Below are 16,738 nucleotides of genomic sequence, written 5' to 3' on the forward strand. Positions count from 1 at the left end.
AAATGGTTACGATGCGACGGCTCTGGTCACGCACCTCAATGCTCGGCCGTCGGATATCCGCGCCTTCCTGGCGGGCACCCTTGATCCCGAATATTCCCGTCAGCTGACCGAGCAACTACGACAGGCAGGCGTCCCGGTTTGACCATGCCGTCGCTGGCAATTAATCTGAGCACGTGGGGGATGTTTGCAAGCAGACCCGGATGTTTGCGAGCACATTGGCAAAGAGCGTGAGCACGACGCCCGCTCCATTGTCAGATAATTCGAGCAGAAAATGCCGATGTTTGCGAGCAGAGGCGCTTATGTTGGCAAGCCGCTACACGTAGGGATGACCGGCTTTGACATCGACGTTCTGAGCACTGAAGGCGAGGACGAGCAGGCCGATGAGCTGGAGGTCGTCGATCGGATTTCCAGCCAGAGCCTTGTGCAAAGCCTCGGTACGGAACTCGCCGATCATGTCCCAGCCCTTGCTGGTCAGGTCGGGCCGGGTTTTCGCAGGTGCTGTGGTTTCGCCATCAGCCTGAGCGTCATTCTGCTGGCCAGCCTTGCTATTTGCCGGAGAGGCCAGACGATAGGGCTGTTCGTGTATACGGCCATTGTTCTGATTGATGGCGAAGGCGATGAAATCCTTCTTGCCGGGTTTTCCGTAGATGTGTTCGGCCTTGGCTGGGAGCTTGATCTGGCCATAATCATTCATCTCGACGATCGTGCCGTTTTTCGGCAGGTTGGCCTCGAGCCAGGCCTGTTGCGCGGCGAAGAAGGCTTCGCGGTTGCTGGTGAAGCGATTATCCTTGTCGGCAGGACCGAACAGATCATCTTCCCAGCTGATGGCGAAGGCGCGGGCGTCCTCATCGGAAAACCGGGCATCGGAAGCCAGGAACTTGGTTTTCTGCAAGGCTCTGGCAATCTCCCACCAGCTGGCCTGCTGGCCTTTCTTCGGCTTTCTGGCTTTCCAGACTTCGGCCTGCTCCTTCATCGGCGCGAGCGCGATGGTTTTGAGCTCTTGCTCTCGCGGCATGTCGCCCAGGGCGATCTGCTCAAGCATTGGCGGATGGATTTGGCCGAGAAGGCGCAGGCGCTTGACGTCGCGGATCGTTAAGGCAAGGGCGTCGGCAATAGCCTGTTCGGTCCAGTTCTTCCGGGCCAAAGCCTCGATGGCGCGCCATTCGTCGATCGGTGACATCGGGGCGCGCGCGGCGTTCTCGGCATAGGCGCGCATGGCGTCGAGATCATCGTCTTTTTCGGTGACGAGAACATTGATCGTTGCGAGATCGGCGGCGATTGCGCAGAGCGTGCGGCGCTTACCGTATTTGACGTAGAGATCGCCATCCTTCTCATAGACGATCGGCGGCTGAAGGAGACCGACGATGCGGATGCTGGCAATGAGCTGGGCATCTTCATATTCGTCGGCCGCGATCCTGCGTGGATTGTCATCATCGAATTTGAGGATACGCGGATCGATTTCGCGCAATTGCATGTCCGGCATCGGGTTCGCTTGCATAGGCTTCATCCTTTCCTCTCGGATCTGCCTTGTTCATGCGCGCTTGCCGGTTCCCGGCACCCATGCGGGCGAGCCCGCCCGCCTTGCGCGGGACGCGGGGCGCTTGCGCCTTGCGGCCAAGCGAGGCTGGTGCGGCGGAGGCCGCGTTGGACCGAAGGGGTGGCGGGAACCGGCAAGCGCGATCCCTTCCCCTCTCTTTCTCCATCGTCACAGGGGTTCAGAGGAGAGGGGACAGAAGCAGCCGGCAGGTCCGGATTTTCCTGGTGGTTGCAATCCGTCACGCGAACGGAGCCTATATTCAGCTCAGAAGATCGAAGAGTGAGGCCTGCCGGGAGGCAGCGGGTGGCAAAGAGGTTTGGGCGACCGGGAGGAAGCAGGTCTTTTCATTGGCAGGTTCGACGAAAGCATCCTGCCGGGGCTCGTATTTGGCCTTGAGCCTTGCGAGCATGTCTCTCTCACGGGTCTCGGTTTCACTCTTGCTCTGGCGGATCAGCCATTCGCGCAAGCCGCTTGCGGCAAGACGGGCAATGACGGCCCGTTCGAGATCACTGAATGTATATGTGGGATCGCCCCAGCACGGCCACGCAACGAGGTTTTCGAGGAAGCGGATCTTGTCGGCCGTGGTCTCGAAATATTCGGAATAGAACCCGGTGATGTCGTAGTGAGCGATCATCCCGAAACATTGTGAGAGACGCCGATAGAACGGCTTTTTGAATTTCTCTCGTGGGCAATCCTCCCCCAGAAACCGCAGGAGCCCATTGCCGAAAGCGGCTTTCTCGGCGGCACTGGCCCATTGTGTCGGCTGAAACGCAGCGTCATCGAGCGCCGGCAGGCGCAGTGCTTTGGCGATCGCAGGCGGGATCATTGAAGGGCTCCCTCGGTAAAGACAGGGAGGTCTTCGTCCTTGCCGTTCTCAATGGTGATGATCAAATCATGGATGCCATTTGGATTCGTGATCGGGATGTATCCGGCCACGGCTGCCCACGCGCCAGCGCGATAGGCGCTGGCGCGATCGCGAGAAGGGGGAGGATAGTAGCCACCTTCTGCAGCATCGACAGCGCCACGCAAAAAGGCGGCATAGAGATGTCTGTAATGGGTAGCGCGCGGTTCATATTTCATGAGGCATTCAAATAAGTTCATGGTTTGTTCCTTCATGGAAAAGCGAAGTCAGGAGGAGCTCAGGCGGCGAGGACGTAATCATCCCAGCTGCATTCCTCTTCTTCGGTCTTTTCGGTGGGAGTGGCGGCAAGATCGGCTTCGAGTGCCATGAGTTCCCGGCATTTGTCATCGAGATCGGCCTGATGCGGGAAGGCTTCGCCAAGGCGGGCGCGATAGCTCGGCAGGCGGCGGGCGGCGTCGGTGGCTTTGGCCTGCCATTCGCGCAGTTCGACATCGAAGCCTGTGAGGGCATGCTCGAACCGGGCGACGACGCCGAGCGGTGTCAGATCACCGGAGAGAGTGACTTCCGCGTCATCGGCATGGCGCAGCAGGGCCCCGTCCAGCGCGTATCCAGCCTTGGAAAAGTGGAGACCGATCGAGATGTCGAAACCACCAATGGAGCCAAGTTTCCAATGGCCTCCATGTCCGGCCGCCACGGTCTCGGCGATGGCCTTGAGCAAAGCGCCTCCGGCCTCTTTGCGGTCATGATAGGGCCGCTTCCCGATCCGCATGGTGAAGAGATCGCCCTTGGTCGAGTGGCGGTTGGCGATATCCTTTTGCAGAGCCGCGCTTTGCTTTTCGGCGCGGTCAAGCCAAAATTCGGTCCGTTCGATTTCGCGGCGGACGGCAAGCTGGTCCTCGAAATGCGCCGCTCTCAGCCGGTCGAGGCGGGCGATTTCGGCTTCAAGACCGGATTTGCGCATGAGCCGTTCGTCTCCCGAGGCCATGGCCTTGGCGAAGGCGAATTGGTCGGCCGAGGAACCGACATCCTCGATGCGGCGAATGCTGGTATCGCCCGACATGGCCATGTCGATGAAACGGGCTTTGCGCTCGAGCAGTTGCCAGCCGGTGGCATCGACGCTGCCCTTGGTGACATAGGCGAAGAGGCGGATTTCGGTGTTCTGGTTGCCCTGGCGCTCGATGCGGCCTTCGCGCTGTTCGATATCGGCCGGCAGCCAGGGGACATCGAGATGGTGCAGCGCGATCAGCCGTTGCTGGGCATTGACGCCGGTGCCCATGGTCTGGGTCGAGCCGATCAGAAACCGGACCTTCCCGGAATTGACATCGTTGAACAGACGCTGTTTGGCGCTGGACTTTTTGTAATCCTGCATGAAGGCGATCTGGTTCGCCGGCACGCCGCGGGCAATGAGCTCGTCGCGGATCCAATGATAGGCGGAAAACCCGCGCTTGCCTTCGGCATTGGGCGTACCGAGATCGGAAAAGATCATTTGCGCGGCGCCCGGCAGCGGCCAGGGCGTGCCGTCCGGCTGGCGATAGGTCCAGTCCTTCGTCTCCAGCCAGATCGAAAAGGCATTGTCGATGAGTTTGGCGAGCTTGTTGCCGGGTTCACCGTACTTCAGGCCGACAAAACGGAGATCGATCGCGGCATGGCGGCCATCGGTAATGACCGACAGGAGGATGTCGTCGCCAGGTTGTGGCTTGCTGTGGCGTCTTTCGATGGCCCTGATGCGGTTGGCGAGATGTTTCTGGTAGCGTTTGAAGGCCACACTCGCCTCGCTGGAGACGATTTCGCGGCGGCCACCACGGATCGGCGGCAGTTTCAGATTATTGCGCAGATCGCTTTTCAGGACGACGTCGGCCACCGTGCGATAGATCGCCATCAAGTCGGCGACATTGACGAATTCGGCAAAGCGCGTGACCGGCTTGTATTGACCGGAAGGCTGTAATTCGAGCTCGGTGCGGGTTTCCCCGAAATTCGCCGCCCAGGCATCGAATTCGCTGATGTGGCGTTCGGCGAGGGCCTCCGGCTGCATGAAACGCTGCACCGTATACATTTCGCCGAGCGTGTTGGTGATCGGCGTACCGGAGGCCATGATCAGTTCGCGTCCGGCATTGAGCGTCTCGATGTAGCGGGTCTTGACATAAAGGTCCCAGGCGCGTTGCGAGCCTTCGGGATCGACACCTTTCAGCGTGCTCATGTTTGTCGGAAACGAGAGCTTGCGGAATTCCTGCGCCTCATCGACGATGATCTGGTCGACGCCGATTTCGCCGATGGTCAGAAGATCGTCCTTGCGGCTCCGCATGGCTTTCAGCTGTTCTTCGAAGGCTTCCTTGCGGTGTTCGATCCGTTTGCGGGTGAAGCGTTCGCTCTTGTCGACGGATTCGAGCATGGTCTCATAGAGATCGATCTGCTCCTGGATCAGCCTCTGCTCGAAGGTTGAAGGGGAGGGGATCAGCTTGAAGGCCGAATGGGTGATGATGATCGCGTCCCAATGGCCGGTCGCGGCCCTGCTGAGGAACCGCTGGCGCTTGTCTTTCGTGAAATTCGTCTCGTCGGCGACGAGGATCTGGGCTGTCGGATAGAGCAGCAGGAATTCGCGGGCGGCCTGCGCCAGGCAATGGCCCGGCACCGCATACATCGCCTTGGTGATCAGGCCGAGGCGTTTCTGCTCCATGATGGCGGCGGCCATCGAGAAGGTTTTGCCGGCGCCGACCGAATGCGCGATATAGGTCTTGCCGGTGCTGATGATCCGCCAGATCACCCGTTTCTGATGCGCATAGAAAGTGATGACGGAGCTCGCGCCCGGCAGGCGCAGATGCGAGCCGTCGAAATGGCGCGGGACGAGATTGTTGTAGGTCTCGTTGTAGATCCGGCAGAGGCGGTCGGCGCGTTCGCTGTCGGTCCAGATCCAGGCGCTGAAGGCCTCGCGGATCTTCGTGAGCTTTTCTCGGGCGGCCTCGGTATCGATCGCGTTGAGGACTCGCTTTTCGTGTCCGTCCTCCCGGAAGACGTCGTAGATTTGCGGAATCCGGGAATTGAGCGCATCGCTCAGCAATTCCCCCGCATGCGCCCGTTCGGTGCCCCAGACCGAAGTGGCCGATGCCTGCCCGCGAAACGGTGTCTCGTCGATGGTCCAGATCGCCAGGGCTTCGACGTGATGGACGCGTGTATCAATCTCCATCATCTCACGGATGAAGCGGCTGATGTCGCTTGCCGGAATCCACGGGGCGCCGAGGCGGGCGGTAATGTCGGAGGGTTTGAGATCGATCGGCTGGACGGCTTCAAGGGCTGTGGCATTGGCGTGGAAACGCGCGTCGCTGTCCGCGAGGGCTTTGGCTTCCTCGAGCTTCTTGCGGACATTGCCGGAGAGATAGGCATCGGCGGTCTGCCAGACGTCGAGACCCGGCACGGTGTTCGGCAGGCGGTAGATCTGGCCGCGCAGGGCCTCGATGACCTGATCCTCGCTCTGGCCGAGCAATTCGCCGATCATCGGCAGGTCGATCGTTCCGCGCTCGTGCAGGCAGACGGCCAGCGCATCCGCGGCGCTCTGGACCATCGGTTCGACGGGGGGATGCAGCACACGGTCGGTAAAGATCGGGCCGCCTTTGGCCTCTCCCGTCTCGACCGTATAGGTTTCGATCGAGGAGACCAGCCAGACGTCGGGATCATCGAGGAAGGGGGCGAGATTGGGTTTGCGCTGGGTTTCGCGGGTGAGGCCGGTCTCGGGATCTTTGGTTTCCGTGACCTTCGTCAGATTGATCGGTCCGAACTGGCGGACGAAGGCCTGATAGGCCGTGCGTAACCGGCTTTGCGCCATGCCCCAGGGCTGATTGGCTTCCTGCGCGCGCAGGACGTCCCGGATGGCGTCGCGGACGGGGATCAGCGCCCGGATGATCCGCGCATGTTTGTCGAAAATGCCCTCCTTGTTCGTTGCGCTGCGGATCGCGACCTTGCAGGGTTGGCCGTCAAGGATTTGATGCAGGACAGTATCGAGAAGGATGTAACTGCCTTCCTTGATGGTCGCGCCATCGGCGGCCGTGCCGACGACGATCTGGGGCTTTCCGGGTGATGGCCGGTCCTGGCTGGCTTTGGCGGGTTGGACGAGATTTTGCGGCAGGCTCTCGATCAGGCGGTCGAGCTTGTCGAAGACATTCCCGAATAGGGGCGTGCAGCCATAGGTCGGACCATATTGCGAGGAGACGCGGGCATTCCAGCCCAGGACATGGTCGGGATGATCGCGGTAATATTCATTGATCGCGATCGCGGCTTCGCCGTCTTCGGCTGGAATGATTTCAGCGAGGTCTTGCCAGGCGATGCCGTTCGGTTCCTGTCCGGTGGGGCGCTTGTGGAAGAACAGGACGTCGAGAATGACATCGGTGCCGGCACTTTCCGCCATGGCGCCGCGCGGCAGGCGGAAGGCGGCGACGAGATCGGCGCTTTGGGCGATGGTGGCGCGGGCGGTCGTGCCGGCTTTGTCGAGCGTGTAACGGCTGGTGACGAAGGCGGCGAGGGAGCCGGGTTTCAGCCGGTCAATGGATCGCGCGATGAAATAATCATGCAGGGAGAGGTTGAGTTTGCCGGTCGCGTCATCGGTATGAACGGTGCGATCCGAGAAGGGCGGATTGCCGATGGCGAGGTCATAGGAATCGGCAAGCTTCGCCTTGGTGAAATCCTCGTTGCGGATCCAGGCATTGGGAAACAATTGGCTGGTGATCCGCGCGGTGACCGGATCCATCTCGATGCCGGTCAGGCTGACCTTGCCGCGCAGTTTTTCCGGCAGCAGCGCGAAGAACAGGCCGGTGCCACAACCGGGTTCCAGGACCTTGCCTCCGGCAAAGCCGAGGCGGCGTACACCATTCCAGAGCGCGGTGACGAGCCGTTCGGGGGTGTAATGGGCATATTGGGTCACGCGCTTGAGGCTCGCGAGCTCTTCTCGCGTGACCAGCTGTTCGAGTTCTTCGGTCAGATCCTCCCAGCCGGAAACCGGCGGATTGTCGAGGCGGCGAAAGATTTTGTCGGCGACTTCGCCGGCGCCGAAAGCGGTGAAGCGGGCGAGGATCGCCTGTTCCTCGGCAGACGCGTTACGGCCTTCTTCAGTGATCTTTTGCGAAAGCGCGATGGCTTTCAGATTGTCCATGGCACGGGCTTTCCAGCCTTTGGCAAGCCCGCGATCGTCCTCGAGGCGAAAATCCTGGGCTGGGAATGGATCGGCTTCCTGCATAAGCGGAGCGGTCTCGCGCGGGGCAGCGGTCGCGCTCGCCGGCGCCTTGACGGTGGGCCGGGCGGTGAAGGCCGCCGACAGGGCGGTCGTATCGAACAGGGAAAGCTGGAACGAGTCTTTGCGAGCCATTGAAGTCCTCGGGACGAGCGTCATCGGCGGGCGGCGATGGGGCCGCCCGCGCGGTGGAATGAGACGAAGAGTGAGGGGTGCGTATGCGCCTACAGCGGCTCGATGGTTTCGAGCGCCAGAAAGCGTATGCGCCGGGATGTTTGTCTGCCGGTCAGGTCGAGTTCGACGCGCACGTAATCGGCAAAGGGATGTGTTCCCGGCCGGATGATCGTGCCGGTCCGTAGACGGCCGCCGATGCTCCGCAGAGACGGTTCGTGAAGGATCCGGACCCTTTGGCCGGGACGGCACCAGTTGGCGGCGCGGGCCTCGAGTTCGGCGCGCAGGAGGTCCTGCCGCGAAACCCATTGGCGGATGGTTTCGCCAGGCTGCGGATCACGCCAGGACCAGCTGCCAAGAAAGCTGAGTTCCGGGGGCAGGGCAGGCGGAAGGGAGGGCAGGCCGGTTTCCCGTTTCCTGCCGCGGCCCCATTGCAGGGGTTTCTTGCGGGCCGTCATGGCTCACCAGAATCCGTGGACGGTGTGGATAGCCATGAGCTCGAGGCGGTCGACCAGGTCCAGCGCCTGGCGATGCAGGCTCGAGCAGAGACGTGCTTTCTCGACGACATGGGACCAGACATCGCGGTCCTCGCTGAAGGGAGAATTGTCGCGCAGCGATTGCAGCTGGACTTTTGGCACGCCATCGGAATAGACGCCGTCCCGGACGAGGTCCCAGCCCTCACGGCGGGCGGCCTCATGATCGAATGTGTCGAAGCTGATGGGGCTGAGGGAGAAGGCGGTATCTGGACGGGGAAGATGGTAAGCTTTCATGGGGATCTCCTTTTTTCTTGAAGACCCCATTCCCCGACCACAAGCCGGAGGGACGGATGCAAAAGCGGCGCTTGCGCCGGGATTGCCCGGTCCAGCGCAGCGGCCGGGCGACCCGCCTTTTGCGGCCGGCACCCGCTTGTGGTTCTTTCCTTCTCCCTTTCTCTTCTTTCACATGATCATGTGTTCATGTGCCAATTGACTCGGCGGATTCCTGTTTTTGTGCTCCCGCGGCCAGGGCGATTTCCCGATTGATTATGCGCTTCAGCGGTCCCCCGTTGGTGAGGGCCTTGTTGAATCCGGAAAACAGACGGGCGATCTCGTGTGGATGTTTGGTGACATAAAGGTCGTAACAAAGACCGCTGTCGATGAGACTGTCGGCGAATGTATTGTATTCGGCGATGAGTTCTTTCAGGGACGAGACATCGACCACTTTCTCCGGTTTCGGACCGAACAGACTGGACATTTTGGTGCAGGTCAATCCGTTGCGCACCGTGATTGTGTCGATCTTGTGCGCGGAAATGATGTAGCGTGGCATGAGATGCTCCATTGGCAGGGTGTAAAAATGCAAAAGCCCGTCGCTAGGACGGGCTTGAAAGTGAGGGAAGGGCACAGGATCAGCGTGTTTCAGCCAGTTGTTTGACGCGGGCGCGCCAATTGGAGAACCATTCGAGGAAATCGCCCCCTGAAATCTCCAGATCCCGTTCGAATTCGACATCGAAAACCGCAAGAGCTTCCTCCAGCAATCGGGCCATGGCGTGGCTTTTCGCCAGAAGCTCCGCATTGGCCCTGGCTTGCACCTGCTCGGCATCGCCCGGTCCGATGGGATGGGTCTCGGCGACGAACGCCAGGGTCTTGCGCGAGACGATCCGGGACACCGGCAGGTTTTGCCCATCCGCCATGCGGGTGTGGCCTGGCAGCTTGATCCACGGCCCTTCAGTGGCCTGAGACAGAAGGATGTTGAAGCGGCTCATGCGGCTTTCTCCAGCCGTTCCTCACGCCAGCCATTGAGAATGGCGAGAATGGTCGCTTCGCTGAATCCCGTCATCCGCGCGACGTGACGGATGTCGAGCGCGATGACATGCAGAAGAATGGCGCGGGCGACTTTCAGGTCGAAGGCGCGGGTCGCAGCGGTTTCAGAGGCATGTGGCAGAAGATCATCGATCAGCGCGGCGGGACTGGTTGAACCGCGACCGAGAAGGATTTCGATGGCCTTGTCCGAGACCGCCTCATCCTGTTCCGTTGTGATCTCGAATTCTGCCGGCAGCATGACCTTGCGCGGATGCAGCGGAATGACCGGGGCGGACGGAAGGGAGGGTGATTGCGGTTGAACCTCGGACGCGATCGTCTCCACACTGGCGACGGGTGCTTTGGGTTCGATCCGTCTCGCCGGCGAGGGTTCCGGTTTCAGAAACTGCACGAGGCGCTGTAAAAGGATGCGCAGTCCTGGTTCCTGCCAGAGCGGATGGGATAGGCTGAGACTGGGATTCATTCGGGAGCTCCTTTTGTCTGAAGACCCCATCCCCTCACCACGAGCCGGAGGGACGGCTGCAAAAGCGGCGCTTGCGCCGGGATCGTCCCGGCCCAGCGCAGCGGCCGGACGACCCACCTTTTGCCGGCCGGACCCCGCTCGTGGTTTTTCTTCTCTTTTTTCCTTTTTTCCGTTCCAGGAAACCGGAATAGCATGTCTTTAAAGACGATCTCCAGTCTCAACGATTTGTGCCTGCACAAGCATTTCTTTTAGTGTCCTTATGACTGTCCTATTCCAGAACAGAGTCAATAAACGAAATCATTGGGGAATAGACGAAAGCATGTCTCCGTGCTCAGGACGGTAGCCCGGGCCTTAAGCTGCTTTCTTACTCGTTTGATGGATGCGCTGCATACGCTGGAGAAGACGGAAGGGACCAAGTGGATCCTTGCTCCCGTCGTAATCGGGGTCAATCTTACGGGCGAGGACTGTCGCGACCAGGAGAAACGCGGAGGCGCGAGCCGTCGCATGTTCGTCGTTCTGATCATGCCGCGATGCCATAATGGCATTGCCATGCAATCTGTTAACATCATAGAGTATCTCGAGAAGGGCGCATTCCCGCTCGGTTCTCATCAGGGTTTTGGCATTATAGAATGCCGGAAGCATCACGATGTCCCCGTCATGACTTCGCGTCTTTTCCTGCACGCTCTGAATCGCCGATTGTCTATCGAAATATTCCTCGACTGTGCCGTCCCGATCCCGAACAATATAAGCATCGGGTGCCATGCCATAGGCATCCTGCTTTTTCTTGATCGAGGAGTGCACAACGTGCTGGATACGTTTTTTCTGGCTGACTTCTATAAACCAGAACCAGAGCCCCTTTAAATAGGAACCCTCATAGCGCGTGAAATGGTAATCAATTTCTCCTTCGGCATTCAGATAGGTTATTGCGGGTGCGTAGGATGCCAGACCAAGAAGTGTGTTGCAGCCTGATGTCGGGCAGAGACGCCCTGGTAGACCGAGATAAATGACTCGATTCATGGTCGCGCAGCCGCAGTTCGGACACGTCATGAACAATCCCCCCTATGTGAGATGTGTCTGTTCTGGCCGATATAATTTCCCATCGTTCCAGGAGTATCTATATGGTATTACCGTTATATATTAAATTTTCCAATTTTTCTAGAAACTTGGCATATCACATTATTTCGATCTCTAATTTGTGATCCTTATTCTGCTGCTTGCAGGGTCGGCCCATTCTGGTCCGGCGCTTGTCTGCGGAGATCGTCGATGACGAGCGCGATGGCGCGTCCGACGACGGAAGCAGGAGAACCGTCTTCGTCCGCATTCATGGCAGCATGGACGATTTCGAGAGGCATGCCGTATTGAAGCCCGATCGAAACACCGATGACGGCATCGCGGATATTCGCCTCGATCTTGCTGCCGGGTTTGTTGCAGGCGATGAAGAGTTCGCCGACCTTGCCATCCGGCAGGCAGGAATACGAGACGACCCAGTGAACCCCTTCGGCGTCGAAGGGCAGAGAGGTGGATTCCCGCCGATTGGCGAACCTTTGTCTGAGGACTATCGTCATGGCTTGATCCTTTTGACGTCGTCGCGGTGTTCGAAGCAGCTCCAGCGGCCGTCGATGCCATGCATGAGTTTGACACCGAAGCCAAAGGAGGCCGGCTTGCCGCAGATCGCGCAGCTATGGGACTTGAGATCGCGGTCGATGCGCGACGGTTCGGAATGCGTGTCGAGATCGCGCTGCGATGGTTTTGAAAACAGATCCGGCATGGTCAGCGCGCCGGGAAGGAGCGAGTGTGACGCGAGTTTGGCCGCAGGGGTGTTCTCGCCACACGCTGTACGGGCGGGGCGCCATCATCGCGCAGCCAGCCATCGATGCGATGCTGCGGCGGGATGTCGGCGATGAAGCGCGAGGGATCGACAAAACCGCGCCGGAATTCGCAAAAGGTGATCGCGGCACGGTGTCTGGCCCTTGTGATCGCAACGTAAGCGAGGCGGCGTTCCTCATCGAGATCACTGTTGCCGGCCGGAAAAATCCCTTCTTCCCAGCCAGGCAGGAAGACATGATCGAATTCCAGCCCTTTCGATTTGTGCAGGGTCATCAGCTTGAGCCGGCCTTCCTCCGTCTCGTTCGGCCGGCTGGTGGCGAGCGCCGCATGGTCGAGGAGTTCCTGGGCGTCGTGAAAGCTGCCCGCCAGCTGCAGAAGCTCGCCGATATTCTCGAGCCGCGCCTCGACGCCTTCGGCCTTGCTTTCCTTCAGCATGGCGCGATAGCCGGTCGCGTCGAGCAGGAGAGACAATTGGTCGGCCAGCGTGAGGCTTTTGTCACTCGCGACCTTTTCGATGGCTGCGACGAACAGAAGGCCAGCCTTGCGGCAGGCGGGCGGCAAAGCGGCCGTCTCGATCGCGCGAAACAGCGACAGACGGCGGAAGGCGGCTTCTTCCTCGAGAACAGCCATGGCCTTGGGACCGAAGCCGCGCCGCGGTTCGTTGATCACGCGCCGCAGGGCCTCGTCGGATTGCGGATCATTGGGTGTGGTGGCGACCCGCAGAAAGGCGAGTGTATCCTTGATTTCGGCGCGCTGGTAGAAGCCGACGTCGCCGACGATCACATAGGGAATTTTCGCGCGCATCAGGCATTCCTCGAAGCCGCGCGAGAAGAAATTGTTGCGGTAGAGGATCGTCATGGCTTCGAAGCCGACGCCTTCGCCATGCCGCTTGCGGATTTCCTCGACGATGCCATGGGCTTCGGCCTCGGCATGTTTGAACGGCACCACCTCGATCGGCTGGCCATAGCCCTTGTTGGTGAAGAGCGTCTTGCCGAGCCGATGCGGATCGCGCGCGATCACCGCATTGGCGGCGTTGAGGATGGCTCCGGTCGAGCGGAAATTTTGCTCGAGGCGGATCACTGCAGCCTCCGGAAAATCCTGGGTGAAGCGACGGATATACGCGATATCCGCCCCGCGCCAGCCATAAATCGCCTGATCATCGTCACCGACGCAGAAGAGGCGTTGATGGCTGGAAGCCAGAGCCCGCAGCCATTGATATTGGGCGTAATTGACGTCCTGATATTCGTCGGCGAGGATGCAGTCGAAACGGTTCGCCCAGCGGGTGCGATAGGCGGCATCGCGCAGGAGGGCGCGTGTCGGCCAGAGCAGGAGGTCGCCGAAATCGGCGCTGTTCTGGTCACGCAGGCGCTTCTGATAGAGGTCGTAGATCCTGGCGGCGGCGAGCAGGCTTGCCGGATGGATCGGCTTGCCGAGCGTATTGGCATCGGCGATCAGCTTGCGAACATAGGCGGGCGTGTCCTCCGGGGACAGAAGCAGGTCCTTGAACTTGCCGATCTGGTTGGTCATGCGCTTGACCGGCTCGGCGCCGGATTCATTGTCCTTTTCATCGGCATTGAGGTTTAAGGACTGCATGATCCTCTTGATGAGGCGCCGGCTGTCGTCGGCGTCGATGATCTCGAAATTCGGGCGCAGCCCCGCGACTTCCGGTTCAGCGCGCAGCTGCCGCGCGCCCAACCCATGAAACGTGCCGAGCCAGGAGGGTGTGCTGCCGCCCTGCAAGGCCTCGCGGATGCGGCCGGTCATTTCCGCGGCGGCCTTGTTGGTGAAGGTCACAGCCAGAATACGCGATGGCGAAAGGCCTTCCACGGCGATGCGATGGACGACGGCACAGGTCAGCGTCGAGGTCTTGCCAGTGCCGGCACCGGCCAGCACGACGAGAGCGCCAGGCGTGGAAGCGGCTTCCACCTGCCGGGCGGTCAGGTTCGCCGCCAGGGTCTCGAAGGCCTGGGACGAGGGCGCATACAGCGGCCTGTCATCCATCAGGGCCGCATAAGCGTCGGGATCATAGGAATCAAATTCGTTCGACATGGCAATTGTATCCGTAAACTATGATGAATTCGCCAATGTGCTTGTCATCGATGGAGAACAGGACGAATTCACGGTCGAAATCGTCAACGTCTTCGTAGGGTTCGTCGCGCTTGCCGAGGACGATGCCGATGCAACCACCGAAATTGCCTTCAACGTAAACAAGCGGCGTGTTGTGATCCGGCTCCCAGTAGCGCGCACGAATGCGTTCGGGCAGGCAGGAAAAGGCAGTCAGATGCGCTGTGAAGTAGCGTTTATTCTCAGCGGAGCTGGGAGAATCATAAAGTCGCGACATGGCAGTTCCAGGGGTAGATACAGAGCAGTTCGTCAAGATGATTGTCGCTGGTCACGAAGACCGTGAACGCTGTCTCCAGGATCCAATCACCATCCGCATCCTGGTCTCCTGAGATGACAAGGCCTTCGATCGCGCCGGAACCATCATGCGGTTCGACGGACACATATGTGTCCGTCAGGCTGCTCTGGTTGGATCGCCAGGCTGGTTGGAGAGAGGTTCCTTCGGGCAGGCTGACGAAGGCGATAGAATGGCGGTTGTGCAGATTGTCGTTCGCCATCGCGGGTGGCGTGAGAGCCATCGTCATGGGCGGCTCCTTTCCTGCAGGACCTGGTTCCAGTCACCATTGTCAATGGATGGACGCAGGCGTTTGAAAAGAATGCCGGTTTCTCTCGCCATGATCGCGTGGAGACAGGCATAGCGGGCGCCGGCCGGATTGGCATCGACGGCGCTGATCAGCATCGCATCGGGATAATGGGCGGCCATGGTCCTCAGAAGCCCACGCAGGGCATCGAGCGTTTGCGGTCCCATACCGCCACTTGTTGCGGCAAACAGAGTGTCGTCCTTGATCCCGAACAGGGCGGCGAGGCTCAAGGCGTCGATCGCGGCCTCGGCGAGGATCAAACGGCGCGGGATTGCAGCCGGGCCGAACCGGAACAGGCGTTTGGCGCCGCCTTTCAGACCACCCTTGTAGGCCGGACCACGAATATCGACGTGGCAGACGGTTTCGTTTTCGTCGCGATGGGCGAACCAGGCGCTGCCTTGAGGACCACAGCGAACGACATCGGCGTGGCTGGCGGCTTTGAGGATGGAAGCCGGCAGGCAGCGTTCTTCAGTAAGATAGCGCCAGGTTGTCGAGCCGGGATAAAGCGCCAGCCGCTGGTTCCAGCGCCAGGACTGAGACCGGTCTTCGTGACTGATCCGCGGCGGTCTCTCGGGTTGTGCCAGCGCGTGAAATCCCTGCAGCTCGGCACCTGCCAGCGGCCGCAGGATCTTGCGGGCGAGGCCAAGACTGGTGCCCGGCTTGAGATATTGCACGAGGGAGATGACATCGCCTTTGGCGTCGCTGTGAGGATCCCACCAGCCCTTGCCGCCATGGTTGATGATCAGGGTTTCGCCTTTGCCACGCCGATATTTGAGGGCGTTGCGCGTGCTTTCAGCCTTGTCGAGTTGCCAGGGATCATTCTGCCGTTCGAGCAGGACGCCGCAATGCACGCGGTCGCGGAAATCCTGAAGTTCGGGATCACGGCTCATCAGCTTTCTCCGTTTGTTTTGCGAGGGTCAGGTCCACCTGAACCTCTGCCTCGCGGCGAGCAGCGGGTGTGCAAACGGAGTGGGTGCCTTCGCGGGGAACCGGCTGCACGGAGCGCGCGGCGCGGAGGAAGCTGGGCGGAAGGCACTCCGGAGTGCGCCGAGGGCGGAGCCCTAAGCAGACGGGGTTGGGACATCGAAATCTCCGTCAGAGGACCGGGCGATTTCAGCAGCCGTCCACGCGAACAAGCAGGGCCTCGACGATTTTTCCGCGATTTTTTCGGGCGCTTTTTGACGGGCTTCACCACGCCGCCGCGCGGGTCCCGGGATTTTGTCCTGACCATCGGGATCTCCTTTTTCTCGCAGACCCCTGCCCGGCACCACGGCCGGATCGATGCGGCAAAAGCGGCGCTTGCGCCGGGATTGCGGGGGCCCAGCGCAGCGGCTCCCGCACCCCGCCTTTTGCCGTTGAGAACCGGCCGTGGTTCTTTCTTCTGTTCCTGTTTTCCCCTTCCCTTCTGGCGAATGTTCTGATTCTGTACTGAGGCGCACGGGAGAGGCCGCGCTATGACGGGAACGAAACCATGGATGAGCTGGCGATCCTGCTCGAGGCGCGCGCGCCGGAATTGAACCGGATGCGGTTCTGGCGGGTCAGGGTCGGCCGCGATCTGTTCGGGTCATGGAATGCGCGCGTGACCTTCGGCCGGATCGGCGGAGCCGGCCGCACCATGCGTTCTGATTTCGAGGATCGAGATGAAGCCCGTGCTTTCGTGCGCAAAGGCCTCAAACGGCGCAAGGGCGCGCAGCGCCGCTGTGGCGCCACCTATCAACTGGTCGAGGCTTCGGGCGAAGCCGGGGACCTGCTCAGCCAGGAAGCCGGGGCTCCAGCCCGGCCAATGTCTGCGCGCAGGCCCATTCAACAGGCATCCGGGCCGAAGTCTGGGGCATTGCCTCCTGCCTCTGTGCCTGCCCTGCCGCCAACCTTCTGGGACTGGCTCGAAGCCAGGCGAGAAAGCGGTTCATAACCTCTCGAACCGGATTGGCTGGGAACAGGCGCCGCGATATTTGTTCGTATTATGTTCTCATTTCGCCTCATCTATCCGGTACGGGTACGCCGCGGCGCGAGCCGCTTCCTGCCCACGTTCCTCGAGGGCCTGTGCGCGGGGTTTCCTTCGCCGGCCGATGATTATCTCGACGAGAGCATCGATCTCGCCGAGCTTTTGATCCGCAATCCGCCGGCGACGTTTCTGTGGCGGGTCACTGGCCATTCGATGCGGG

The 16,738-nt window shown here is 60.4% G+C and carries 18 protein-coding genes; 2 read left to right on the forward strand and 16 right to left on the reverse strand.

Going from position 1 to position 16,738, the window contains the following annotated elements:
* Positions 1 to 313: 313 nt before the first annotated feature.
* The 16 genes from DL88_RS17635 to DL88_RS17720 all read right to left on the reverse strand — a co-directional run bounded on the left by DL88_RS17635 (position 314) and on the right by DL88_RS17720 (position 15,463).
* Positions 314 to 1,498 carry a ParB N-terminal domain-containing protein gene (locus tag DL88_RS17635; protein WP_051956144.1) on the reverse strand — a complete coding sequence of 395 codons (1,185 nt, stop codon included), beginning with the start codon at positions 1,496 to 1,498 and terminating at the stop codon, positions 314 to 316.
* Between the two features lie 298 nt (positions 1,499 to 1,796).
* Positions 1,797 to 2,363, reverse strand: coding sequence for a hypothetical protein (locus DL88_RS17640; RefSeq protein WP_051956145.1), 567 nt, complete (start codon positions 2,361 to 2,363; stop codon positions 1,797 to 1,799).
* Positions 2,360 to 2,653, reverse strand: coding sequence for a hypothetical protein (locus tag DL88_RS17645; protein WP_210165332.1), 294 nt, complete (start codon positions 2,651 to 2,653; stop codon positions 2,360 to 2,362). The genes DL88_RS17640 and DL88_RS17645 overlap by 4 nt, the downstream gene beginning before the upstream one ends.
* A 23-nt stretch (positions 2,654 to 2,676) precedes the next feature.
* Positions 2,677 to 7,749, reverse strand: a complete 5,073-nt coding sequence (locus DL88_RS17650; protein WP_034999197.1) for a helicase-like domain-containing protein — start codon at positions 7,747 to 7,749, stop codon at positions 2,677 to 2,679.
* A gap of 89 nt (positions 7,750 to 7,838) precedes the next feature.
* A complete protein-coding gene (locus DL88_RS17655) occupies positions 7,839 to 8,243 on the reverse strand; it encodes a hypothetical protein (RefSeq protein ID WP_034998837.1) in 405 nt (134 codons plus the stop codon).
* Positions 8,244 to 8,246: 3 nt separating this feature from the next.
* A complete protein-coding gene (locus DL88_RS17660) occupies positions 8,247 to 8,555 on the reverse strand; it encodes a hypothetical protein (RefSeq protein ID WP_034998834.1) in 309 nt (102 codons plus the stop codon).
* A gap of 184 nt (positions 8,556 to 8,739) precedes the next feature.
* Positions 8,740 to 9,090, reverse strand: a complete 351-nt coding sequence (locus DL88_RS17670; RefSeq protein WP_084705254.1) for a hypothetical protein — start codon at positions 9,088 to 9,090, stop codon at positions 8,740 to 8,742.
* Positions 9,091 to 9,169: 79 nt separating this feature from the next.
* Positions 9,170 to 9,526, reverse strand: coding sequence for a hypothetical protein (locus DL88_RS17675; RefSeq protein ID WP_034998830.1), 357 nt, complete (start codon positions 9,524 to 9,526; stop codon positions 9,170 to 9,172).
* Complete coding sequence (locus tag DL88_RS17680) at positions 9,523 to 10,044, reverse strand: hypothetical protein (RefSeq protein WP_034998827.1); 522 nt, start codon at positions 10,042 to 10,044, stop codon at positions 9,523 to 9,525. The genes DL88_RS17675 and DL88_RS17680 overlap by 4 nt, the downstream gene beginning before the upstream one ends.
* A gap of 351 nt (positions 10,045 to 10,395) precedes the next feature.
* Positions 10,396 to 11,061: a hypothetical protein gene (locus DL88_RS17690; RefSeq protein WP_034998822.1), complete on the reverse strand. Its 666-nt coding sequence runs from the start codon at positions 11,059 to 11,061 to the stop codon at positions 10,396 to 10,398.
* A gap of 185 nt (positions 11,062 to 11,246) precedes the next feature.
* The gene (locus DL88_RS19625; protein WP_051956114.1) at positions 11,247 to 11,609 is read right to left on the reverse strand and encodes a hypothetical protein; all 363 of its coding nucleotides are present in this window, start codon (positions 11,607 to 11,609) and stop codon (positions 11,247 to 11,249) included.
* Complete coding sequence (locus DL88_RS17700; RefSeq protein WP_034998820.1) at positions 11,606 to 11,812, reverse strand: hypothetical protein; 207 nt, start codon at positions 11,810 to 11,812, stop codon at positions 11,606 to 11,608. The genes DL88_RS19625 and DL88_RS17700 overlap by 4 nt, the downstream gene beginning before the upstream one ends.
* Before the next feature lie 2 nt (positions 11,813 to 11,814).
* Positions 11,815 to 13,920 (reverse strand): ATP-dependent helicase, encoded by a 2,106-nt coding sequence (locus DL88_RS17705; RefSeq protein WP_245270928.1) that lies wholly within the window; start codon positions 13,918 to 13,920, stop codon positions 11,815 to 11,817.
* Positions 13,904 to 14,212 (reverse strand): hypothetical protein, encoded by a 309-nt coding sequence (locus DL88_RS17710; RefSeq protein WP_034998817.1) that lies wholly within the window; start codon positions 14,210 to 14,212, stop codon positions 13,904 to 13,906. The genes DL88_RS17705 and DL88_RS17710 overlap by 17 nt, the downstream gene beginning before the upstream one ends.
* A complete protein-coding gene (locus DL88_RS17715) occupies positions 14,196 to 14,516 on the reverse strand; it encodes a hypothetical protein (RefSeq protein ID WP_034998814.1) in 321 nt (106 codons plus the stop codon). Before DL88_RS17715 ends, DL88_RS17710 begins: the two co-directional genes overlap by 17 nt.
* Positions 14,513 to 15,463 carry a DUF3991 and TOPRIM domain-containing protein gene (locus DL88_RS17720; RefSeq protein ID WP_034998812.1) on the reverse strand — a complete coding sequence of 317 codons (951 nt, stop codon included), beginning with the start codon at positions 15,461 to 15,463 and terminating at the stop codon, positions 14,513 to 14,515. Before DL88_RS17720 ends, DL88_RS17715 begins: the two co-directional genes overlap by 4 nt.
* Positions 15,464 to 16,044: 581 nt before the next feature.
* On the opposite strand from DL88_RS17720, the gene DL88_RS19630 reads away from it, so the two are divergent.
* Both DL88_RS19630 and DL88_RS17735 read left to right on the forward strand, forming a co-directional pair.
* Positions 16,045 to 16,485 carry a WGR domain-containing protein gene (locus DL88_RS19630; RefSeq protein ID WP_051956113.1) on the forward strand — a complete coding sequence of 147 codons (441 nt, stop codon included), beginning with the start codon at positions 16,045 to 16,047 and terminating at the stop codon, positions 16,483 to 16,485.
* A 51-nt stretch (positions 16,486 to 16,536) separates the two neighbouring features.
* The coding region (locus DL88_RS17735) for a S24 family peptidase (RefSeq protein WP_034999205.1) at positions 16,537 to 16,738 on the forward strand (202 nt) is incomplete at its 3' end.

Origin of the sequence: Beijerinckia mobilis (assembly GCF_000745425.1) — a bacterium.
Lineage (GTDB): Bacteria > Pseudomonadota > Alphaproteobacteria > Rhizobiales > Beijerinckiaceae > Beijerinckia > Beijerinckia mobilis.